This window comes from Acidovorax sp. FW305-C-20-28 (assembly GCF_058783375.1).
Genome location: NZ_JBYSYM010000029.1, coordinates 38,905 through 58,867, shown reverse-complemented (window position 1 = coordinate 58,867; position 19,963 = coordinate 38,905). Strand labels below are relative to the sequence as shown.

The following is a 19,963-nucleotide window of genomic DNA, read 5'->3' as shown; positions in this document are numbered from 1 at the left end:
AGCACCACCGCCAACGGGCATGGACGCCGAGGCTCAGCGCAGCACGGCGCCGCCCCGTCGCACCAGGGCTTCGTTGCCCTGCCGGTCGGCCGCGATCTGCTGCGCGAAGGCCGCCACCGTGCCGCCCGCCGGCAGCACATGCTTGTCGCGCAGCGAGGCCGCCAGCCCTCCCACCCCCAGGATGCGGTTGACCGCCTCGTTCAGGCCCTGCACCACGGCCGCCGGCGTGCGCGCGGGCGCGAACAGGCCGAACAGCGAGCTCAGGTTGGCCCGGGGGTAGCCCAGTTCGGCCAGCGTGGGCACCTCGCGCAGGTCCGCCAGACGCGCGGGGGCGCCCACGGCCAGCGCGCGCAGGCGGCCGGCTGCCACGTACTCGAGCTGCTGTGCCGCGACATTGGTGGAGAGCACCTCGAACTGGCCGCTCAGCGCATCGTTGAGCTGTGCACCGCCGCCCTGGTAGGGCACGTGGGTGATGTCGGCACCGCTGTGCAGCCGCGTCTGCGCCAGCACCATGTGCCCCGTGGTCGCCACGCCCGAGCTGGCCCAGCGCACGGCGCCGGGCCGCGCATGGGCCCAGGCGATCATGTCGGTGAACGAGCGTGGCCCCAGGGCCGGCGTGCCGATGACCAGCACCGGTGTGTGCATGATGCCCACGATGGGGGTGACCTGTGCGAGCAGATCGCGCGCCCCCGGCACCAGCAGAGGCTGGAGGGTAAGCGGGGTGATGGCCGAGAACGCCAGCGTGTGCCCATCGGGCGCGGCGCGGGCCAGCAGGTCGATGCCCACGGCGCCGCCGGCTCCGGCACGGTTGTCCACCAGCACGGGCACCTCCAGCGCCTGCGCCAGCGGTTGTGCCAGTGCACGCGCGGTCGCATCGCTCACGCCCCCGGGTGGGTACACCACGATCAGGCGAATGGGCCGGCTGGGCCACCGTGCATTTGGTGCCGCGGCCTGCGCGGCCGGCATGCCCGCCACCAGGGCGGCACCTCCCGTGGCCCAGCGCAGCAGGCGCCGGCGCGGCAGGGCAGCAGGGGAGGGGAATGCGGACTCAGGCGCTTGCAGTGGCACCACGGGCCCTTTCGGCCGCAATCTTCGTGACCAGTTCCACAAAAGCCCCTGTGGGGCCATGGCAGTCGCTCTTGCGGTAGGCCAGGGTCAGTGGCGCACCCAGCTTCACCGACCGTGCCAGCGGCCGGTAGACGATGGCGTTGTGGTGCGTGCCCTGCATGGACGAAGGCACCACCGAGATACCCGCGCCGGCGGCCACCAGGTTCAGGTTGGTCATCATGCGGTCCACCTCCGAGACCACGTTGATGGCCACGCCCTCGCGCGTGCACAGCTCCAGCAGGTTGGCATACAGGCCCGGTGCGCCGGGCTTGCGCACGAAGATGAACTTCTCCCCTTGCAGCTCCTTGAGCTGCACGGCGCCCTGCTTCTTGCCCACGGGCACCTGCGCCAGCGGGTGGTCGCGCGGCATGGCCAGCACGGCGGGCTCCTGCAGCAGGGTCTTGAGCACCACGCCCTTGGGCCAGGCCACGGGCACGCGCAGAAAGCCGCAGTGCAGGCGCGAGGAGGCCACCGCGTCGGTGATTTCGGCGGCGTTGTTCTCGCTCACCACCAGCTGGATGCCGGGGTAGGTGGCGCGGCACACGCGCAGGGCCTCGGGCGTGAAGTCGTGCGCCGCCGACGAACTGGTGAAACCGATGGAAAGCATGCCTTGGCTGCCGTCGGCAAAGGCCAGCATGCGCTCCTGCATGGCTGCGCAGTCGCGCAGCAGGCGCGTGGCCTCGGCATAGAAGAGCTGGCCGGCATCGGTCAGCGTCACACCCTTGGGGTGGCGCAGGAACAGCGGCACGCCAAGCTCCACCTCCAGCCCCTTGATCTGCTGGCTCAGCGGGGGCTGCTGCATGCCCAGGCGCTCCGCGGCACGCGTGATGTGCCGGGCATCCGCGACGGCGACAAAGTAGCGCAGGTGCCGAAACTCGATATTCATAACGTATGGACTAGAGATTATTCAGGTGTTTGGCATGTGCAGTCTACGCTCCTAGGATACGCCCTGTTCCCTGCGGCCGGCCTCGTCGGTTTCCCTGTGGCGGGCTTCTCGCCCGCCTGTGCATCGCGCAGAGGAGCACGCTTTTGCCACAACAACAACCGGAGACACATCCATGCGTTCCACCACCGGCTCGCGCAGCCCGGTCGCTTCGTCGACCCTGTCCGTCCTGTCCACCCTGTCGGCCATCAGCCTGCTGTCCGCCTGCGGCGGCAGCGACGGCCCCTCCTACCCGCCCGAGGCCAAGCCCGTCGCCGTGGCCTGCCCGGCCGAGCTGCCTACCACCGCCACCTGCCTGGGCGGGCGCGACTCGGCTGGCGCCTACTACCTCATCGCGACGCCCAAGGACTGGAGCGGCAACCTGATCCTGCACGCCCATGGCGGGCCCGACCTGGCCGCCCCCACGGCCGAACGCGCTCAGGAAGACCTGGTGCGCTGGGCCATCATGGTCAAGGCCGGCTATGCCTGGGCGGGCTCGACCTTCCGCCAGGGCGGCGTCGAAGTGCGCGCAGCGGCCGAGGACACCGAGCGCCTGCGCCGCATCTTTAACGAGCATGTGGCGGTCCCCAAGCGCACCGTGCTGCACGGGCAGTCGTGGGGCGCGGGCGTGGCGGCCAAGGCCGCCGAGATGTTCACGGCGCAGACCGTGGGCTCGCAGCCGTACGACGCCGTGCTGCTCACCAGCGGCGTGCTGGCCGGTGGCACGCGCTCCTACGATTTCCGCCTGGACCTGCGCGTGGTCTACCAGTACCTGTGCAACAACCACCCGCGGCCCACCGAAGCGAGCTATGCGCTCAACCTCGGCCTGCCGGCCAGCTTGACCCTGGCGCGCGACGACTTCAACGCCCGTGCCAACGAATGCCTGGGCCTGGACAAGACCGCCGCCCAGCGCACGCCCGAGCAGCAGCGCAAGGTCGAGACCATCGAGAAGGTGGTGAAGATCCCCGCCAGCGCCATCTCGGCCCACCTGAGCTGGGGCACCTACCACTTCCAGGACGTGACGGCCAAGCGCACCGGCGGCGCCAGCCCCTTCGGCAACACCGGCGTGGTCTACAGCGGGTCGGCCGACGACGCGGCCTTGAACGCCGGCGTGCTGCGCTACCGCGCCGACCCGGTCGCCGTGCAGCGCTTCGGCGACGACACCGACCCCAAGGGCACCATCCCCGTGCCGGTGCTCACCACCAAGTGGATCAGCGACCCCACGGCCTTCGTCGAACTCGATGCCCACTTCAAGACCGTGATGGACCGCGGCGGCAGCGGCGACCGCCTGGTGCAGACCTTCGTGAACACCGGCACGCACAGCTACATCAGCGACCCGACCTACCCGGCCCTGGTGACCTCGCTGCTCGACTGGGTCGAGACCCGCACCAAGCCCACGCCGACCAGCGTGGCCCAGCGCTGCACGTCGCTGGAAGCGCGTTTCGGCGCGGGCTGCAGCTTTGCGCCCACCTATGTGCCCGGTGCGCTGGAAACGCGCGTGCCGGCGCGCACGCGGCCGTAACGGTATCGGGGAGGGCGGTTCAGGCAGCCATGGAAAAGCTGTCAGCCAGCCGCGCCTCCACCAGCGCATTGCGGGACGGCTTGACACTGCGCCGCTGCATGTCCGCGCGCAGCCATTGCAGTGCATGCGGGCCCACCCAGACCTGCGCGTCGGGCGTGCCGGGGTTGGCTGAGCGCCCCGGCACGGCCGGGCCGAAGGGCAGGCTGGGGTTGCACCAGCACACCACCGCGTTGGTGTAGTGCTTGCGGATGAAGCGGCCCAGGGTCTTGTAGCGTTTTTCCACCCCCCGCGCTTCGTCGGGGCTGGCATCGCGCGTGCCCACGGCGATGCGCCCTTCGGTCAGCACGCCCTCGGCAACGGCCTCCGAACGCAGGAACTGGATGGTCGCTCCTTCGGACTCGCAGTACCAGTCATCGCAGGGGGCGATGTAGCGCGCCTGCAGCGTGGGCCGGTCTTCGCGCGACCAGAGGATGCAGTAGCTGCCGCGGATGGCGTCGAGGGTGCGGAAGGTCTCTGGCTGGGCCGTCTTCCAACGCGGTCCGTCGATCAGGCACACCGCAGGATCAGCCAGGACCTGGGCCGCGAATTCGCGCTCGTCCTGCGGGTGCATCACAAAGCGCAACTGGCTGTTCATGGGCATGGCGGGGGCGGTGCGCGGCGTGCTGTCAGCGGTCCACGTACTGTGCGTCGAAGCGCTTGCGCGCCGCCAGGTGGGCGTCGGCGCAGGGGCGCGTGGTCGGGTCGGCACGGCACACCGGGCTGGGCTGGAAGTAGCGGGCCCAGGCGTCGGCCCGGCGCTGCTGGCGCTCGGCCTCCAGCCGCGCGGCCAGGGCCTGGGCTTTCTTGAGGTCGTCGTCGGCCTGCTGCTTCTGGCCCTGGGGCTCCTGCATGGCTTGCGGGGGCTGGGCCGTAGGGGCTGGGGCCTCGGCCCGCGGCGGTGCGGGTGGTGGCGGCACAGGGGGCGCGGCTGGCGGCGCTGGCTCTGGCGGCGGCGCCTGGACAACTGCGGGCTGCGGCGGGGTCTGCTGCGTGCTGCTGCCGCTGTCATCGCCCACGGGCCGTGGGGGCGTCGCTGCCGGTGCCATGGCTGGCGGCGGAGCCGGGGGGCGCTGGCCAACGAGGGCATCGTGCACGAACAGGGCCGCAAGGCCGCCGATGAACACCCCGAGCGCGGTCCGGGCCGTGCCCATCAGGAAAGAGCCTCCACCGGCTCCAGGCGACGAATGTGATTCCATGGCACACCTCCAGCCGGCAGTGTAGTCCCGAGTTCGGGCGTGCGGCCTGGGAGCTCGCCTGATGAAATCGCAGGCACCGTGCTGCAGCCCGCACCAGGACTGGCTTTGGCCCGGATGCACAGGTGTTGTCCACAGGGTCATCCACCGCTGCTGTGGACGGGCTACAACGAGCGCAGAAAGGCGATGGGTTCGGGATCCACGTGGGGGGACGCTTCCTACTGCCGTCAATGCCCGGCCGTTGCCCACAAGCGCCGGGTCGATCAGGCACGGCAACTGGTGCCGCCGCAGACCTGATCAAATTGCGGGCACCGCGTTGCAAGCCGCGCCGGCATTGGCTTTGGCGCACATGCCAAGGGCTTGTCCACAGGGTCTTCCACGGTGGCTGTGGACTCCCGCTCCCGCAGGCGCGGCGCACAGGTGCGACGGATGTGCCAGGGCATGTGCGCAGCGTCGGCAGGCGGCGGGGCTGCCGGGTTGGGCAAATCGCAGGCACTGCGTCGCAAGCCGCGCCGGCATTGGCCTGGCCGCACATGCCAAGCGATTGTCCACAGGGTATTCCACCGTGGCTGTGGACTCGCGGAATACCGGACATGACAGGTTGATGAAATCTTGGGCATCGCGCTGCAGACCGCGCCAGCATTGGCTTTGGCGCACATGCCCAGGGCTTTTCCACAGGGTGTTCCACGGTGGCTGTGGACTGGGTGCATGTCGTCACTCGGCGTCTGCTTTGTCGCACGGCTTGCCCATGGTCCACCATGGGCAAGCCGCGCTTCGCGCATCCATCCGCATGCCGGGGCCAGCGCGGGAGTGCAATGGGTGATGACACGCCCTGGGCCCACGGTGGTGGCGCCGTGCCTCTGCATTGCACAGGAGTGTGGCATGGTGATGAAATCGCAGGCACCGCGCTGCAGGCCGCGCGGGCTGTGGGTTTGGGCCATATGCCCCGGGGTTTTCCACAGGGTCATCCACGCCGGCTGTGGACTATACGCCCTTCCCGGTCGGGCAGGGTGCAGGCGCAGTGCGCGGTGGATCCTGGGGGCTGGTGCGCGCGTGGCTGATGAAATCGCGGGCACCGCGTTGCAAGCCGCGCCAGTGCTGGTGTCGGCCCACATGCCAAGTGCTTGTCCACAGGGTATTCCACGCTGTCTGTGGACTCGCGGCGTGCGCGCCCGGAGCCACTTGCACCCTTGGCTCGGTGCATTGCTCAAATGGCAGGCACCGTGTCGCAGCCCGCGCCCGCATTGGCTTTGCGCCGTATCCCGCGGTGTTGTCCACAGGGTCATCCACGGCGGCTGTGGACGGTGGCGGCATGCTCAGCGGCCGGGCAGGCGCAGCGCGTCCACCACCACGCTGAGCGCCTTCGACGAGGCGCGCCGGTTGGGGTAGTAGGCATGCAGGCCCGGGAACACGGGGCACCAGTCTTCCATCACCGACACCAGGCGCCCACTCTCCAGGTGGGGTTGCACCAGTTCCCTGGGGGCGAAGGCCAGCCCGGCGCCATGCAGGGCGGCGTGGACCATCTGGTAGACGCCGTTGAAGGTGGTGCGCCCGTCGACGCGGGCCTGCACCTTGCGCTTGCCCCTCTCCAGCTCCCAGGCGTAGATGCCGCCGCTGGAGGTCAGGCGCAAGGTGATGCAGTTGTGCGAGAGCAGGTCCCGCGGCACCTTGGGCAATTGGCGCCCGCGCAGGTAGTCCGGGTGGCCGACGATGCACATCTCCACATCGGGGCTGATGCGCACGGCCACCATGTCCATGGCCACCTGGTCGCCGTGGCGCACGCCGATGTCGAACCGGTCGGCCACGATGTCGCTCAGCCCGTAGTCGACGATGAGCTCCACCCGGAGGTCCGGGTACAGCGGCAGGATCTTGGCCAGCCGCGGCCAGATGTAGTGGTCGATGGCGAAGTCGATGGCGGTGATGCGGATGGTGCCCGCGGGCTTGTCGCGCAGCTCACCCACGGCCTTCACCTCGGCGTCGATCTCCTCCAGGCGCGGTGCGATGGTGCGCAGCAGCCGCTCGCCCGCCTCGGTAGGCGCCACGCTGCGCGTGGTGCGCGTCAGCAGGCGCACGCCCATGCGCGTTTCCAGCCCGCGGATGGCGTGGCTCAGCGCCGACTGCGACAACCCCAGCCGGGCCGCGGCGCGCGTGAAGCTGCGCTCGCGGGCGACCACGGTGAGGTAGAACAGGTCCTGCAGGTTTTCGCGCATCGGGGTTCCATAGGCGACGGCCGCCCCCATGGTAAAGGGACGGAGGCACCAGTCCCATGATGGACACCCGCCCCCAAGCAGGGCCCAGGAGCTGGCGGGTTCAGGCGGGCACGGACAGCGAGGCCATGTCGATCACGAAGCGGTAGCGCACGTCCGAGCGCTGCATGCGCTCGAAGGCCTCGTTGATCTGGTCCATGCGGATGACTTCGCACTCGGGCAGGATGTTCTTGCGCCCACAGAAATCGAGCATCTCCTGCGTCTGCGCAATGCCGCCGATGGGCGAGCCCGCGATGCGCCGGCGCCCGAACACCATGGGGGCCGAGGTCGTGGGGTCGAGCGCGCCGATCTGGCCCACCAGCACCAGGGTGCCGTCCACGTCCAGCAGGTGCATGTAGGGTGTCACGTCGTGCTGCACCGGGATGGTGTCGATGATGAGGTCGAACACCGAGGCCTGGGCCGCCATTGCGGCGCTGTCGCCGGACACCAGCACGCTCTCCGCACCCAGGGCCTTGGCTTCGGCGGCATTGCGTGCGCTGCGGCTGATCACCGTGACCTGCGCGCCCAGGCCGGCCGCCAGCTTGACGGCCATGTGCCCCAGCCCGCCCAGGCCCACCACGGCCACGCGGCTGCCGGGGCCCACGCCCCAGGTGCGTAGCGGCGAGTAGGTGGTGATGCCCGCGCACAGCAGCGGCGCGGCGCGGGCCAGGTCCAGCCCATCGGGGACCGAGAGCGCGAACTCCTGGCGCACCACCAGGTGCTTGGAATAGCCCCCGTAGGTGGTGTCGCCGGTGACGCGGTCGCGGCCGTTGTAGGTGGCCGTCATGCCCTCGCGGCAGAACTGCTCTTCGCCGGCCCGGCACTGGTCGCAGGCCAGGCAGGAATCGACCATGCAGCCCACGGCCACTGCGTCACCCACACGGTGGCGGGTGACGGCGCTGCCCACCGCGGTGACGCGGCCGATGATCTCGTGCCCCGGCACCACGGGGTAGCGGGTGGGGCCCCATTCACTCCAGTCGTTGCGGGCCTGGTGCAGGTCGGAATGGCAGACCCCGCTGTACAGGATCTCCATCGCCACATCGTCAGGGCGCAGGCCCCGGCGCTGGAAGGAATAGGGCTTGAGCGGCGCGCTCGCGCCGTCGGCGGCATAGCCAATGGTTTGCATGGGATGGGTCTTGCGTGGTGTTGAACGAAGGGCGCGTGGCGCCCTGGGCAAGCCATCGTAAGGACTTGGCGGGCCGTTCAGGGCCCCCTGCCGCGCATGCCTTCATGAGCCCGGCTCATGAAACGCAACAGCGGTTCTAGCCCGTTCGCGCTGCCAGGGCCCGCGCCAGTGCCGCGTCGGCGCGTGCCGCATGCGCGGCATCCACGCGCTCGCCCAGCACCTGCACCAGTTGCCGCAGTTGGCCAGGCGCCAGGCCCACGTTCATGCTGATGCGCATGTGCGACTGCAGCTGCGATTCAGCCCCCGGCAGGGCCGAGAGCATGCCCACCGTGGCGATTTCCCGGCTCTGCCAATCCAGGTTGTCGCGCTCGAAGATGTCGCCGAACAAATGGGTCTTGAGGTAGGTGTCGATGGCGGGCGCGAAGTCGAACAGCGGGCCTTTGACGGGCGCGCCCGACAGGCGGGTCTGGTTGGCCGTGCCGGCCGCCAGCAGGGCATCGCCCTGGGGGATGGGGCGGCCCGGGGCTCGGCCCGGCGCGTCCTGGATGCCGCGCTGGCGGCGTGCCTCCAGCACCTTCATGAACTCGCCCAGCGCGTTCAGGCTGCGTGGAAAGCCCGCGTAGGCATACAGCTGCACCAGCACCTCGCGCACATCGCTCACCGTGAGCCCGGCATCCAGGCCCTGGCCCAGTGCCGTGGACAGGCGCGCGATGTCGCCCGCCGCCGCAAACGCCGCAATGGGCACGATGGCCTGCTGGCGCGGCGTGAGGGGGCTGTCTGCCGCGGGTGGGGCATCCGCAGCCAAAGCCGGGGCCGCCGCCATCGACAGTGCCGCCACCAGGCCAGCGGCCATGGCGGTTCGGCGTTCAACGTGCGTTGTACTGTTCATCGCTGACTTTCTCCATCCATTCAACGTTCTTGCCATCCACCGTGCCGGTCACGGCCAGGTGGGTCATGGCGGTGCCGGGTGCGGCGCCATGCCAGTGCTTGACCCCTGGCGGGCACCAGACCACGTCGCCGGGGCGGATCTCCTGCACCGGCTGGCCCCACTGCTGGGTGCGGCCCACACCCGACACCACCACCAGCCGCTGGCCTGCGGGGTGCGTGTGCCAGGCGGAGCGGGCCCCGGGCTCGAAGGTGACGTGGGCGCCCGAGGCGCTGATGCCTTTGTCGGCGGGCCAGACGGGATCGACCCGCACGCGGCCGGTGAAGAAGGTCTCGGGCCCCGCGGCCGAAGCCTGGGTGCCTGCGCGCGTGATCTGCTGGGCGCTGGTTGCCGCAGCCGTGCTGTCCGCGGCCATGGCGCTGCCGGCCTGGGCCACGGCCAGTGCCACGGCGGTTTGCATGAGGGTGGTGTGCATGGAAGATTGGGGAGGAAGCAGGGTGGTGCAGCAACTGTAGGCAGCGCTGCTTTGGTTGAGAAGATGGGAAAATCGGCACACACCTGTGCAATGGGTTCACCAATGTCCCGAGAAAACCTCAACGACCTGCAGGCCTTTGTCGTGGTGGCGCGCGAGCGCAGCTTCACCCGGGCCGCGGCGCAGCTGGGCCTGTCGCGCTCGGCCCTGAGCCACGCCATGCTGGCGCTGGAGGCGCGCCTGGGCGTGCGCCTGCTCACCCGCACCACGCGCAGCGTTTCCACCACCGAGGCCGGGGCCCGCCTGCTGGCCACGCTGGCACCGCGCCTGCAGGAGATCGAGGCCGAGCTGGGCGCGCTCAGTGCCCTGCGCGACAAGCCGGCGGGCACCGTGCGCATCACCGCGCACGACCATGCCATCGCCACCGTGCTCTGGCCGCGCCTGCGCCCGCTGCTCAAGGAGTACCCCGACATCCGCATCGAGTTCAGCGTGGACTACGCCTTCACCGACATCGCCTCGCAGCGCTTCGATGCCGGCGTGCGCGTGGGCGACCGGGTGGACAAGGACATGGTAGCCGTGCGCATCGGTCCCCCGCTGCGCATGGCGGTGGCCGCATCGCCGGCCTACCTGGCAGGCAGGGCGCTGCCTGCCACCCCGCACGACCTGACCGGCCACCAGTGCGTGAACCTGCGCCTGCCCACCCACGGCGGCCTGTATGCCTGGGACTTCGAGAAAGATGGGCAGAGCCTGGCCGTGCGCGTGCAGGGGCAAACCGTGTTCAACACCACGCCGCTGATGCTGCAGGCCGCGCTTGACGGCCTGGGCTTCTGCTACGTGCCCCTGGAGCTGGTGCAGCCGCATGCCGAGCAGGGCCGGCTGGTACCGGTGCTGCAGGACTGGTGGCCGAGCTTCTCGCCCTACCACCTGTACTACGCCAACCGGCGGCAGATCGCGCCCGCGCTGGCCCTGGTGATCGAGGCGCTGCGCTGGCGCGAAGGTCCGGCTCAGTCCTGAGCCGATGCAACCAGCGGCGCGATGCGCTGCTTGCACCAGTGGATGGTGGCGGCCACCGCGCCGGGCATGGCGGCGAGCCCATCGTCCTCACCAACCAGGTAGGCCTGCGCCGCGCGCTGCAGGGTGGCGGCGTGCTCCACCGGCATGCGCTCGGCCGCCCAGGCGGCGGCTGCGTGCTTCGAGGCGATCGCGCCAGTGCTGGCGCTGTACCAGATGCGCGCCAGCGCCAGCAGGATGGGAGCCTCTTCGCCTTGCCAGTCGGGTGGCGCATTCCACTGCGCGATGGTGTCGGCCAGCGCCTGCCGGAAGTCGCGGGCGGGCACCGGGGCGAACAGTTCCACGGCGGGCGGCCCCAGCAATGACAGGCTGTGCTGCCGCAGCTTGGTGAGCAGGATGGCCAGGTCGGGGTCTGCCATGGCGGGCTCGAAGCGGCCGGCCACGATGTCCTCGCGCAGCCATTCGCCAAACTGCATCTCGCGCCGCGCTGGGTAGCGCCAGGGCTGCACCTCTCCGAGCGCGAGCACCGTGACCTCCAGCGCCCGCAGTGCGCCGGGGTTACCGGGCGGAGCCGAGTGGGCCAGCAGCTCGCGCATCAGCGCCTGCCGCACAGCTTCGGCCAGCGGCGCGGCCACGGTCACCATGAGGTCGATGTCGCTGCGCGGCTGGAGGCTACCGTCCACCGCAGAACCGTAGAGGTGGATGGCGAGCAGGCCATCACCCAGGTGCTGTGCCAGCAAGCTGCGTACCTGGGTGAGTTGGTGGGCGATGTCGGGGGTGGCTTGCATGCCGCGAGCATAGATTCAGTGCGGGAAATCCCAGGGCCTGCAGGGGATTCACGGTCCACGGATGCAAGTCGTTTTGACTTTTGGCTGTCAAAAAGACTTTCTTTCAAGAGAAGTCGTTATGACGTTGTATTGACGCAAGTCATTGATTGCAAAGGCCCTGGGGACCGGCATGGCTGTTGCAATGATCAGGGCCTCATCCACTCGACCCCTGTGCCCCCTGCAATGCTCACCGACTCCCAACGCGCCATCGTCTCCTCCACCGTGCCCCTGCTCGAACAAGGGGGCGAGGCGCTCACGACCTACTTCTACAAGATGCTGCTGGCCGAACACCCCGAGGTGCGGCCCTTCTTCAACGAGACCCACCAGGCCAAGGGTGACCAGCCGCGCGCGCTGGCCAATGGGGTGCTGATGTACGCCAAGCACATCGATCGCCTGGAAGCCATGGGCCCGCTGGCCACGCAGATCGTGAACAAGCATGTGGCGCTGCAGGTGCTGCCCGAGCACTACCCCATCGTCGGCCGCTGCCTGCTGCGCGCCATCCGCGACGTGCTGGGCGCCGAGGTTGCGACCGACGCGGTGATGGACGCCTGGACGGCCGCCTACGGGCAACTGGCCAACATCCTGATCGGGGCCGAGCGCGCACGCTACGACGCGCAGGCCGCAGCACCCGGTGGCTGGCGCGGGCAGCGCGCCTTCACGGTGCAGCGCAAGGTGCGCGAGAGCGCGGAGATCACCTCCTTCCATCTGGTGCCGGCCGATGGCGGCGCGCTCATGGACTTTGCGCCGGGCCAGTACATCGGTCTGTGCCTGGTGGTTGAGGGCAAGGACATCCGTCGCAACTACTCGCTGTCTGCCGTGCCCAATGGGCAGAGCTACCGCATCAGCGTCAAGCGCGAGCCCGGTGGCGTGGCATCGAACCACCTGCACGACGCGGTGCACGAGGGCTACACCCTGCAGCTGCTGCCCCCGTCGGGCGGCTTCGTGCTGGCCGAGGGCGAGCGCCCGGTGGTGCTGATCAGCGGCGGCGTGGGCATCACGCCCACGCTGGCCCTGCTGGAACAGGCGCTGGCCGCCGAGCGGCCGGTGACCTTCATCCACTGCGCGCGCAACGGCGCGGTGCACGCCTTTCGCGAGCACATCGACGCGGCCGCCGCGCGCCACCCGGGGCTGCTGCAGCGCTACTACTGCTACGACGAGGTGACCCAGGGCGCGCCCGGCCTGCCGCACGCCGTGGGCCGCCTCGGCCTCGACCTGCTGCAGCGCTGGCTGCCCGGCGGCACGCGCGACGTGGACGCCTATTTCCTTGGGCCCAAGCCCTTCATGCAGCAGGTGCGCCGCGGCCTGCGCGACTGGGGCGTGCCCGATGCGCAGTCGCGCTTCGAGTTCTTCGGGCCGGCTTCGGCGCTGGAATAAGGCGCGCTCAGGAGGGCACCCGCGCTATGCCCAGGCGCCTGGCCATGCGCGCCAGGTTGGCGGGGTCGACGCGCAAGGCCCGTGCAGCGGGCGCCCATTGCTGGCCGTGCTGCGCCAGCGCATCGAGCACCATGCGCCGCTCCAGCTGGTCCACCGCATCGCGCAGGCCCAGCTGGCCGGCCGGCACGGCGGGCTCTGCGGCGGGGGCAGTGGCGGCCGTGGCCGCGCCGACGTTGCCGAGGCCCAGGTCCTCGGCCGACAGGGTGAGGATGCGCGGGCGCTGCGCATGCCGGCCCAGTGCCTTGACCACGCTGCGGCCCAGCAGGTGCTCCAGCTCGCGCACATTGCCGGGCCATCCGTAGGCCAGCAGCGCGGCCTGCGCGGCGGCGTCCAGGCGCACACCGCCCAGGCCCATGCGTGAGCGCGCCTCCTCCAGGAAAAAGCCGCCGATGGGCAGCACATCGCGCCCGCGCTCGCGCAGCGGCGGCACCTGCAGCGGGTACACGCTCAGGCGGTGGTAGAAGTCGGCGCGCATGCGGCCCTCGCGCACCTCGCGCGCCAGGTCGCGGTTGGTGGCGGCGATCACGCGCACATCCACCCGGTGTTCGCGGTCCGAGCCCAGGCGCTGCAGCTGGCCGCTTTGCAGCACGCGCAGCAGCTTGGCCTGCACGGGCAGGGGCAGCTCGGCCACTTCGTCCAGGAACAGGGTGCCGCCATCGGCCAGCTCGAACTTGCCGCGCCGCTCGCCCACCGCGCCCGTGAAGGCGCCGCGCACATGGCCGAAGAGTTCGCTCTCCACCAGGCTGTCGGGCAGGGCCGCGCAGTTGATGCTGACCATGGGCTTCCTGGCACGTGGCGATGCAGCGTGCAGCGCCTGGGCCACCAGCTCCTTGCCGGTGCCGGTCTCGCCCTGGATCAGCACGCACAGCTCGGTGGGGCCGGCCAGCGCGATCTCCTGGAGCAGGCGCTTGTGCGCCGCACCGTGGCCGATGAGCTGGCGCGGGCCGCTGCGTGCCACGGCTGCCTGGGTGGCATAGGTGTCGGCGCGCTGGCGCTCGTCCTCTGCCTGTGCGGCCAGGCCGTGCATGCGTGTGGCCACGGCCACGCTGGCGGCCGCCAGGCTGGCAAAGGCCTGCAGCGTGGTCAGTGCCACGCGCGAGAAACGGCCCAGCTCCAGCGCGTCCAGGGTGACCAGGCCCCAGGGCCGGCCGTCCACCTGCAGCGCACAACCCATGCAGTCGTGCACCGGCAGGTGGCCCTGCACGCCCTCCACCAGCCCGTCGAAGGGGTCGGGCAGGCCGCCATCGGCGGCAAAGCGCACCGGGCCGGGGGCGGCCAGCAACTGGGCGAAGCGCGGATGCTCGGCCACGAGAAAGCGCCGACCCATGGTGTCGCGCGACAGGCCGTTGACGGCCAGCGGCACCAGCCATTCGCCGTCGAGCCGCAGCAGGGCCGTGGCGTCGCAGGGCAGCAGCACGCGCAGGGCTTCCAGCAGGCGCCGGTGGCGCTCGGCCTCGGGCAGGTCCTGTGCCAGATCGGCCATCAGGGGGAGCAGCGCGGTGAGCAGGGTCTGGGGGGTCATGGAGGGCAAACGTACCGCCATTGTCCCGCGGGCGGATTGGACTGGTGAGGTGTGCGGGAACTCGACCAGACCGCCATCTGAGGAGAACCCTCTACATATTTTGTTTACAAAATGATACGATTTGCGCAGGTCGAGCTCCAGGCACCGTTGTTCAGTGCATGAGGGCTTGGGATGGGGTACAGGGTGTGGCCGAAGGTGGCCGCAGCCATCCACCCTGCAGGCAAGATTTCTGGGAATATTTTGAGGTGAACGCGATGCGCGCGGGCAAACGACAACCATGGACCGGCCGCCAACGGTGGCTGGCAACAGGCCTAGCACTGGCCGGCTGCCTGGCAGCCGGGCCGGTGGCGGCGGGCACGCTGAGCGGCACCCTGCAGGCGCAGATGCAGCTCACGGCCGGCTGCATGGTCGCTGGCAGCTCGGGCGCCTCGGCGGGCCTGAACTTCGGCACCCTGGATTTCGGCACCCGCCCTGGCACGTTCACGGGCACCGTCACCGCCACGCCCTCGGGCGCCGAGGGCATCTCCGGTCCTACGCAACTGGTCTGCTCGCCCGAGGTGCTGGGCATCAGCATCCAGGTCGGCCCCGGTGCCTACGCAGGCCAGGGCACGGGCATCGGCACCGGCTCGCGCGCCATGCGCCACGGCAGCACCGCCGCCTACATCCCCTACGAGCTGTACCGCGATGCCGGGCACACCCAGCCCTATCCTGCCGGCTCGGCCGTTACCGGAATCAATGTGCCGGCCAGCGGCGCAGCGTTCTCGCTGCCCATCCACGGCCAGATCAACAAATCGACCCCGGTCGCCCTGCCCGCGGGCATGTACACCGACACCCTGCAGGTCACGGTCACCTATTGAGCCCTCCATGGGGCAGGCACGCGGTGGGGCGGGTCGTAGCCGGCACCACTCGGTGGCGCAGCGCACGGCTGTTGACCACAGTGCATCACCGGACCGTGGCTCGGTATGGAATGTGCCATTCATCTGGCACCAGTGCGTACAGGGGGCTGGGATCGCGCTGCCAGCCTGACGGCCCCACGGGAGTGATGGCGCCCTGGCGTACTTCGGTGGCCATGCCGATGTTGGCCAGTTGCTGCATCCACGTAATGTCGATTGCGCCGCCGGGTGTCGGACGGGAGAAGATCAGCTCCAGCATCCTGCGCGACCGTGGATCGCCACGCGCCGCTGCGATCTGGTACAGACGAATGGCTTCGGTGTAGTTGGCCGGCACGCCATCACCCAGGTGGTAGCGGCGCGCGTCCTGGTATCCATCCCCGGTGCTGTTGCGCGGCATACGCGAGCGCGCTTTCGTGCTGCTGTCCATGCGGCTTGCCAGCAGGTTGGCGTTGGCGGATGCGGTCTCCGAACGGGCGGCGGCGGCCTGGAACTGCACAAGTGCCTGCTCCAGGTTGCCCGATGCAAGGTATTCCAGCCCCAGTTCGTTCTGTGCCTGGGAATTGCCGGCCCGTCCGGCCTCTGCAAGCAACGTCGTCAACCCAGTGGGTGGCGATGGGCGCGGTGTGCGCCTCGCCGCCGCGCTGGGTTCGCGCAGTGCGGGGCCTGGTGCTGTGGGTTCGGCCAGTGGCGCCAGGACCTTGGCAGCGTGCCACTCCAGGTACTTGGCCAGCCCTGGTTCGGCGCGGCGCAGCAGGGCAATCCAGTGCATTGCCGTGGCGGGGTTGGGGCTGGCAACGCAGCCGCTGATCTGGCACCAAGCCATGCCTGCAGGCGCCAGAGGGTGGCCCAGCAGTTGTGCACGCTCGAACCAGTGCTGTGCCTGTGCGGGGTCTGCCGGCATGGCCAGGCCGTGCAACGCCAGCAGGCCCAGTAGCCAGGCCGCATCGGGCGGGTTCGGATCGGCGGTCGGTTTGCGCAACCTGGGAAGCTGCTGTCTGCGGGGCGGCAGAACCTCTCGCTGTGCGATGGTGCGCAGTATTTGCAATCTCTTCTCCAGGGCCGGGCTGTCGGGGCCTGGCACATAGGGTGATGCGGGGTTCAGCAACGCCCGCTCGATAGGTTCTGCCTGTGGCGCTGGAAGTGCGCGCACGGATGCCTGCACGATGGCTGCGGGAACCAGGACAAGCCACCATGCCAAGGCACTGGCCGCGGCACCTCGAACTGACCAGGGCCTGTTCATGGGCTGCACATGGCTTGTGCCACGCCGTTGCAAGGGGGCGAGCAGGGCACTCAGGGAAAGCGTTGAGGCCATCGGGAGATCCTGGGCAGGCGCTCTACTTGCGCGGGGAAGGGGCTGCCGGAGCTCCGGCGACAGGTGCGGCCATGCGGGGAATGACCCTCCAGTACACCGCGTTGCCGGTATACCCCTCTGCGCCCCACGCGTCGGCGAAGGCCTCGTTGAGTTTTTCAAGCGTCTTGTAATTCTTCAAGGGCTTCAGGGGCGGGCCGCGCAGGTCTTCTGGCAGGTGGGCGGTGCTGTCCTCGTCGGTGGCGAAGCAGGCCACTCCCTCTGTGCCTGGGCTGGCGGCGTCCATGATGAAACCGGGGTTGGGGCTCATCCAGTCGGGAATGCGGATGGCCTGGCTTGCGGTCACCCAACCGGTGCTGTTGGCCTTGTTGGGCAGAAGGCGGATGATGGTGCCCGTGGCATCTGCCAGGTAGCACTGCAGGTAGGAGGCGCGCGATACTGTGGCGGACAGGAAGATCTGCTCGCCCACCTCGAAGGCCGTTCGCTCCAGCAGCACGTTCTCGATTTGCAGGTCGATGGTGCGGGCGGGGGGCGGTCCGCCATATGTCGGCGCGGCAATGGGGGCGGGCGCCATCACCGACGAGGCATCGACGGGTGGCGCTGCGGCCCGGCCCAGGCCCGCCGTGGGCGCGCGCGCCTCGCTTACCGCCACGGGCCCTGCATGCATGCTGTCCCAGCCGATGCGCGCCAGCGTGCCGTCGGCGGACAGGCGCACGAAGTTGCGCAGTGCGCGTTCGTAGGTGGGAAAGTCCACCACTCCCGTGACCACCATACCGTTGTCTGCTTGAAAACGTGCCAGCGCGGCGCGCAGCGCTGCGCCGTCGCCGGCGAGCGGCTCGGACCCCGGCGGCAAGTAGCCCTGGCTTGTCAGGGAGCGTGCGATGAGCTGAATGCGCACCGAGGGTGCGCCCTCGTCGAACCAATCGCGCAGTTGCCGCTGGAAGTCGGGGTGGTTTTGCTCCAGCGTCAGGCATTGCCAGTAGGGCACGCGGGCCCACTTGCCGATGAGCTCGATGGTGGCCAGGTCCACCAGTGTGCGCACTGCGCTGCCGGAGCCCTGCGTGTAGTCGCGCCCCACGTTGAATTGCACGCCATAGGTGCCAATGCGCCCCGCCAGGTCAATGCCTTGTCCGCCCGTTCCCACGATGACCTCGTTGGCGGAGTCGAGTCCGGGTATCAGCGTGCGGGTGCGAAAGTCACCCAGATGCATCTCCAGGGCGATGATGGTGGCGTTGCGGCTTTGGCTGTACCCGAAGTCCAGGCGTGGCCCGGAGACCCCGGCATCGGCACGGTTGTTGATGACGTTCTGGTCCACGAAGGCGATGGCGCCCGACAGGTACAACGCGGGCCGCTGCAATTGCATCTGGTTGTTGTTGAGCAGGATGGTGGTGAGGTTCTGCACTGTGTCCTGGCGCGCGATGTCCACCTCGTAGTCCACGAAGCGAAATGCATTGCTCAGCCGCGACATCTGCGAGAGAGCGGTGATCACCATGTCCTTGGTCGCGACGGCCACCCGCGCGGAGTAATCCGGTATCTGCTTGCTCGTGATCAAGGTGGTGGGCATTTGCGCGTCGCGCAGCATGTGGTCCATGCAGAGGAGCGAATCGGAAAAGCTCGACAGCGAGCGCGTAGGGCGCACGGCAGGCCTGTCTGCCACTGACGCATAGCTCAGAAAATCGCGGTCCTTGCGCGGATCCATGGGCACGGCGCAGCCTGCCAGCAGCGTCAGCACCAGCAGCGCGCACAGCGCGCTCTGTGTACCATCGTGGCGAACGCAATGGGCCTGTGCTGCGACGCTCGGTAGGTTGGACGGCATGTTCTTCTTCCTGTCGCTGGCACCGCAGCCAACCATTCACTTGCAGATATTGACGAGATCACCGCGCAGCACCACCACTTGGGGGCCCTGGTTGGGGCCATAGCGGGCCGCGCCGGTCGTACTGCTGGATAGTGTGTTGCTGCCCACCTCCTGAACGCAGGTCTTTTGCATGCCCTGCGCGGTGGCCGTGGTGACGACGTCGTTGTTGGTCAGCACGCCTGTTGTGTCCTGGGAGAATGCCTTGGCTTCGTAACGCGCGATGCGTGCCCGCAGCCATGAAGGCGTGGCACCGTTGTTGTCCAGGCCGATGGAAGGCGAAACCGGGCCGGTGGGCTGCATCTGCACGATGAGCTTCTTGGAGAGAACGACAGGGTCTTCACCGGGAACCTGCGGCCACGCCGATCCCGCGGCGGATGCGATGGTAAGCACCAGTGCTGCGCGGTGCGCATGCAAACGTGTGGTCATGGAACATCTCCTGGAGTGGGGGCTGGGGGCGTGAACTGCTGGCCACAGCCATGCCCGTGCGCGCCCCGGTAGCGAAATCCGGGCATCGGTGGATCTCCCGTCTCCGGTTTGCCAAGGACCTGTCAGCTGCATTCGCTGCCAGGTCCCGTGAAATCAGTAGTTGCTGCCGCTGCGAGTAGGCTGGCAGGTGAAGCAGGCGTTGTTCGTGGCGATGTTCTGCACGGCCTTGCTGTTGCTGCCGCTGGACAGATTGGTGAGCGTCGCATTCACGAGCGTGGTGGTCTGGCGCGAGTTGCCGCTGATGGTGACTTCACCCAAATTGGTCGAGAGGTTCTGGCTTGCATAGGCTTCGCTTCCGCTTGCCGTGTTGGTCACGCTGCCGCCGCGGCCGGTGACGGTCTGGGTGGAATTGCCGCCAATGGTGACGTTGCCCGTGTTGGTGGCCATGTTCTGGAAGGCCTCGCTCTTGGAGCCCGTCGAGTTGTTATGCACGGCCATCGAGGTCAGCGAAGCCGTCTGGGTGGAGTTGCCGCTGATGGTGATGTCCGGAGTTGAAGACACAGGGCCGGTGGCCATGGCGGTGGAGGCGATGAAACTGAGAGCGAAGAAAGCAAGGGTTTTCATGACATATCTTTCGGTAGGTGTCGACACTGGCTGCGTCACAGGAGATCTGCGCTGCAGGGTTGGACAGTGCGTACCGGGCGGGCTGCCCGATGGTGCGGTAGCCGGTCTGCGCTGTCTGGTTTCAGTGTGTTCCGGGCCGCCCCCCTTGCTAATACGTTGCTTTGGCTACCGCATACGAGGGAGCACTGCAGGGCTTGTTTTCTCCTGCGCCCATGCCTAGCGTGGACTTGCGCGCTGTGGTTACATCTGAAGACTCAATAAAAATAGGTAGTAACAAATTGAAACTATAGTAACTATTGAATTAAATTGAATTTGTGGAAGTATTTTGTTGCACTGTGTTGGGTACCGCACCGATGCATGCATATGCTGATGTGAACATACGTGACACAACGCACAGGACACTAGGTGGCCTTGACTGTGCAGATGGGACCTTCGTCAATGCGAGTCAGGTCACCGAGGAGAATCACAAATGAATGACAACTGGCAAGCCGATGCGCTTGCAAAGCCGGTTCTAGCTGCAAACGGAGCCGCTGTTTGCGTGGAACCCCC

18 protein-coding genes are annotated in these 19,963 nt (G+C 68.7%); 4 read left to right on the top strand and 14 right to left on the bottom strand.

From position 1 onward, the window contains the following. Window positions 1-33: 33 nt before the first annotated feature. Together AC3WOH_RS27070 and AC3WOH_RS27065 are read right to left on the bottom strand one after the other, a co-directional pair. Window positions 34-1,068 (bottom strand): Bug family tripartite tricarboxylate transporter substrate binding protein, encoded by a 1,035-nt coding sequence (locus AC3WOH_RS27070; RefSeq protein ID WP_492232437.1) that lies wholly within the window; start codon window positions 1,066-1,068, stop codon window positions 34-36. Next, the gene (locus tag AC3WOH_RS27065) at window positions 1,049-1,987 is read right to left on the bottom strand and encodes a LysR family transcriptional regulator (RefSeq protein WP_311773822.1); all 939 of its coding nucleotides are present in this window, start codon (window positions 1,985-1,987) and stop codon (window positions 1,049-1,051) included. Before AC3WOH_RS27065 ends, AC3WOH_RS27070 begins: the two co-directional genes overlap by 20 nt. A 178-nt stretch (window positions 1,988-2,165) precedes the next feature. Here AC3WOH_RS27065 and AC3WOH_RS27060 point away from each other — a divergent pair, with 178 nt between their 5' ends. Next, window positions 2,166-3,551: a hypothetical protein gene (locus AC3WOH_RS27060; protein WP_492232404.1), complete on the top strand. Its 1,386-nt coding sequence runs from the start codon at window positions 2,166-2,168 to the stop codon at window positions 3,549-3,551. A gap of 19 nt (window positions 3,552-3,570) precedes the next feature. On the opposite strand, the gene AC3WOH_RS27055 is transcribed toward AC3WOH_RS27060, so the two are convergent. The 6 genes from AC3WOH_RS27055 to AC3WOH_RS27030 all read right to left on the bottom strand — a co-directional run bounded on the left by AC3WOH_RS27055 (window position 3,571) and on the right by AC3WOH_RS27030 (window position 9,456). Beyond that, the gene (locus AC3WOH_RS27055) at window positions 3,571-4,191 is read right to left on the bottom strand and encodes a DUF8467 domain-containing protein (RefSeq protein WP_492232403.1); all 621 of its coding nucleotides are present in this window, start codon (window positions 4,189-4,191) and stop codon (window positions 3,571-3,573) included. 25 nt (window positions 4,192-4,216) lie between these two features. Next, a complete protein-coding gene (locus tag AC3WOH_RS27050) occupies window positions 4,217-4,786 on the bottom strand; it encodes a hypothetical protein (protein WP_492232402.1) in 570 nt (189 codons plus the stop codon). 1,313 nt (window positions 4,787-6,099) lie between these two features. Next, entirely contained in the window at window positions 6,100-6,993 is an 894-nt protein-coding gene (locus tag AC3WOH_RS27045) for a LysR family transcriptional regulator (RefSeq protein ID WP_492232401.1), read from the bottom strand. Between the two features lie 100 nt (window positions 6,994-7,093). Continuing rightward, window positions 7,094-8,155: an NAD(P)-dependent alcohol dehydrogenase gene (locus tag AC3WOH_RS27040; protein ID WP_492232400.1), complete on the bottom strand. Its 1,062-nt coding sequence runs from the start codon at window positions 8,153-8,155 to the stop codon at window positions 7,094-7,096. A gap of 136 nt (window positions 8,156-8,291) precedes the next feature. Then, window positions 8,292-8,978, bottom strand: a complete 687-nt coding sequence (locus AC3WOH_RS27035; protein WP_492232436.1) for a carboxymuconolactone decarboxylase family protein — start codon at window positions 8,976-8,978, stop codon at window positions 8,292-8,294. Window positions 8,979-9,021: 43 nt separating this feature from the next. Then, complete coding sequence (locus AC3WOH_RS27030; protein ID WP_492232435.1) at window positions 9,022-9,456, bottom strand: (R)-mandelonitrile lyase; 435 nt, start codon at window positions 9,454-9,456, stop codon at window positions 9,022-9,024. Between the two features lie 162 nt (window positions 9,457-9,618). Between AC3WOH_RS27030 and AC3WOH_RS27025 the strand changes: the two genes are divergently transcribed. Beyond that, window positions 9,619-10,527, top strand: coding sequence for a LysR family transcriptional regulator (locus AC3WOH_RS27025; protein WP_492232399.1), 909 nt, complete (start codon window positions 9,619-9,621; stop codon window positions 10,525-10,527). Here the strand turns inward: AC3WOH_RS27025 and AC3WOH_RS27020 are convergent. After that, window positions 10,518-11,312, bottom strand: coding sequence for an aminoglycoside adenylyltransferase family protein (locus AC3WOH_RS27020; protein WP_492232398.1), 795 nt, complete (start codon window positions 11,310-11,312; stop codon window positions 10,518-10,520). The two genes, AC3WOH_RS27025 and AC3WOH_RS27020, sit on opposite strands and share 10 nt — an antisense overlap. A 222-nt stretch (window positions 11,313-11,534) precedes the next feature. Between AC3WOH_RS27020 and hmpA the strand changes: the two genes are divergently transcribed. Continuing rightward, window positions 11,535-12,725 carry an NO-inducible flavohemoprotein gene (gene hmpA / locus AC3WOH_RS27015; RefSeq protein ID WP_492232397.1) on the top strand — a complete coding sequence of 397 codons (1,191 nt, stop codon included), beginning with the start codon at window positions 11,535-11,537 and terminating at the stop codon, window positions 12,723-12,725. Window positions 12,726-12,732: 7 nt separating this feature from the next. Here the strand turns inward: hmpA and norR are convergent, their stop codons facing one another. Beyond that, window positions 12,733-14,307: a nitric oxide reductase transcriptional regulator NorR gene (norR, locus tag AC3WOH_RS27010; RefSeq protein ID WP_492232396.1), complete on the bottom strand. Its 1,575-nt coding sequence runs from the start codon at window positions 14,305-14,307 to the stop codon at window positions 12,733-12,735. A gap of 254 nt (window positions 14,308-14,561) precedes the next feature. On the opposite strand from norR, the gene AC3WOH_RS27005 reads away from it, so the two are divergent. Next, complete coding sequence (locus AC3WOH_RS27005) at window positions 14,562-15,164, top strand: Csu type fimbrial protein (protein WP_492232434.1); 603 nt, start codon at window positions 14,562-14,564, stop codon at window positions 15,162-15,164. A gap of 85 nt (window positions 15,165-15,249) precedes the next feature. Here AC3WOH_RS27005 and AC3WOH_RS27000 read toward each other — a convergent pair whose 3' ends face one another. The 4 genes from AC3WOH_RS27000 to AC3WOH_RS26985 form a co-directional block, all read right to left on the bottom strand. After that, window positions 15,250-16,512 carry an SEL1-like repeat protein gene (locus AC3WOH_RS27000; protein ID WP_492232395.1) on the bottom strand — a complete coding sequence of 421 codons (1,263 nt, stop codon included), beginning with the start codon at window positions 16,510-16,512 and terminating at the stop codon, window positions 15,250-15,252. 22 nt (window positions 16,513-16,534) lie between these two features. Next, window positions 16,535-18,208, bottom strand: coding sequence for a DUF4384 domain-containing protein (locus tag AC3WOH_RS26995; protein ID WP_492232433.1), 1,674 nt, complete (start codon window positions 18,206-18,208; stop codon window positions 16,535-16,537). Between the two features lie 153 nt (window positions 18,209-18,361). Next, a complete protein-coding gene (locus AC3WOH_RS26990; protein WP_492232394.1) occupies window positions 18,362-18,790 on the bottom strand; it encodes a hypothetical protein in 429 nt (142 codons plus the stop codon). 153 nt (window positions 18,791-18,943) lie between these two features. Beyond that, window positions 18,944-19,414: a hypothetical protein gene (locus tag AC3WOH_RS26985; protein ID WP_492232393.1), complete on the bottom strand. Its 471-nt coding sequence runs from the start codon at window positions 19,412-19,414 to the stop codon at window positions 18,944-18,946. Window positions 19,415-19,963 lie beyond the last annotated feature (549 nt).

Bases quoted from the DNA above. Each gene is read 5' to 3' on its own strand.
- AC3WOH_RS27005 (WP_492232434.1), top strand. From the start codon at position 14,562: ATGCGCGCGGGCAAACGACAACCATGGACCGGCCGCCAACGGTGGCTG.
- norR (WP_492232396.1), bottom strand. From the start codon at position 14,307: ATGACCCCCCAGACCCTGCTCACCGCGCTGCTCCCCCTGATGGCCGAT.
- AC3WOH_RS27045 (WP_492232401.1), bottom strand. From the start codon at position 6,993: ATGCGCGAAAACCTGCAGGACCTGTTCTACCTCACCGTGGTCGCCCGC.
- AC3WOH_RS27050 (WP_492232402.1), bottom strand. From the start codon at position 4,786: ATGGAATCACATTCGTCGCCTGGAGCCGGTGGAGGCTCTTTCCTGATG.
- AC3WOH_RS26990 (WP_492232394.1), bottom strand. From the start codon at position 18,790: ATGACCACACGTTTGCATGCGCACCGCGCAGCACTGGTGCTTACCATC.
- AC3WOH_RS26985 (WP_492232393.1), bottom strand. From the start codon at position 19,414: ATGAAAACCCTTGCTTTCTTCGCTCTCAGTTTCATCGCCTCCACCGCC.
- AC3WOH_RS27060 (WP_492232404.1), top strand. From the start codon at position 2,166: ATGCGTTCCACCACCGGCTCGCGCAGCCCGGTCGCTTCGTCGACCCTG.
- AC3WOH_RS27000 (WP_492232395.1), bottom strand. From the start codon at position 16,512: ATGGCCTCAACGCTTTCCCTGAGTGCCCTGCTCGCCCCCTTGCAACGG.
- AC3WOH_RS27025 (WP_492232399.1), top strand. From the start codon at position 9,619: ATGTCCCGAGAAAACCTCAACGACCTGCAGGCCTTTGTCGTGGTGGCG.
- AC3WOH_RS27055 (WP_492232403.1), bottom strand. From the start codon at position 4,191: ATGCCCATGAACAGCCAGTTGCGCTTTGTGATGCACCCGCAGGACGAG.
- AC3WOH_RS27035 (WP_492232436.1), bottom strand. From the start codon at position 8,978: ATGGCGGCGGCCCCGGCTTTGGCTGCGGATGCCCCACCCGCGGCAGAC.
- AC3WOH_RS27020 (WP_492232398.1), bottom strand. From the start codon at position 11,312: ATGCAAGCCACCCCCGACATCGCCCACCAACTCACCCAGGTACGCAGC.
- AC3WOH_RS27030 (WP_492232435.1), bottom strand. From the start codon at position 9,456: ATGGCCGCGGACAGCACGGCTGCGGCAACCAGCGCCCAGCAGATCACG.
- AC3WOH_RS26995 (WP_492232433.1), bottom strand. From the start codon at position 18,208: ATGGATCCGCGCAAGGACCGCGATTTTCTGAGCTATGCGTCAGTGGCA.
- AC3WOH_RS27040 (WP_492232400.1), bottom strand. From the start codon at position 8,155: ATGCAAACCATTGGCTATGCCGCCGACGGCGCGAGCGCGCCGCTCAAG.
- hmpA (WP_492232397.1), top strand. From the start codon at position 11,535: ATGCTCACCGACTCCCAACGCGCCATCGTCTCCTCCACCGTGCCCCTG.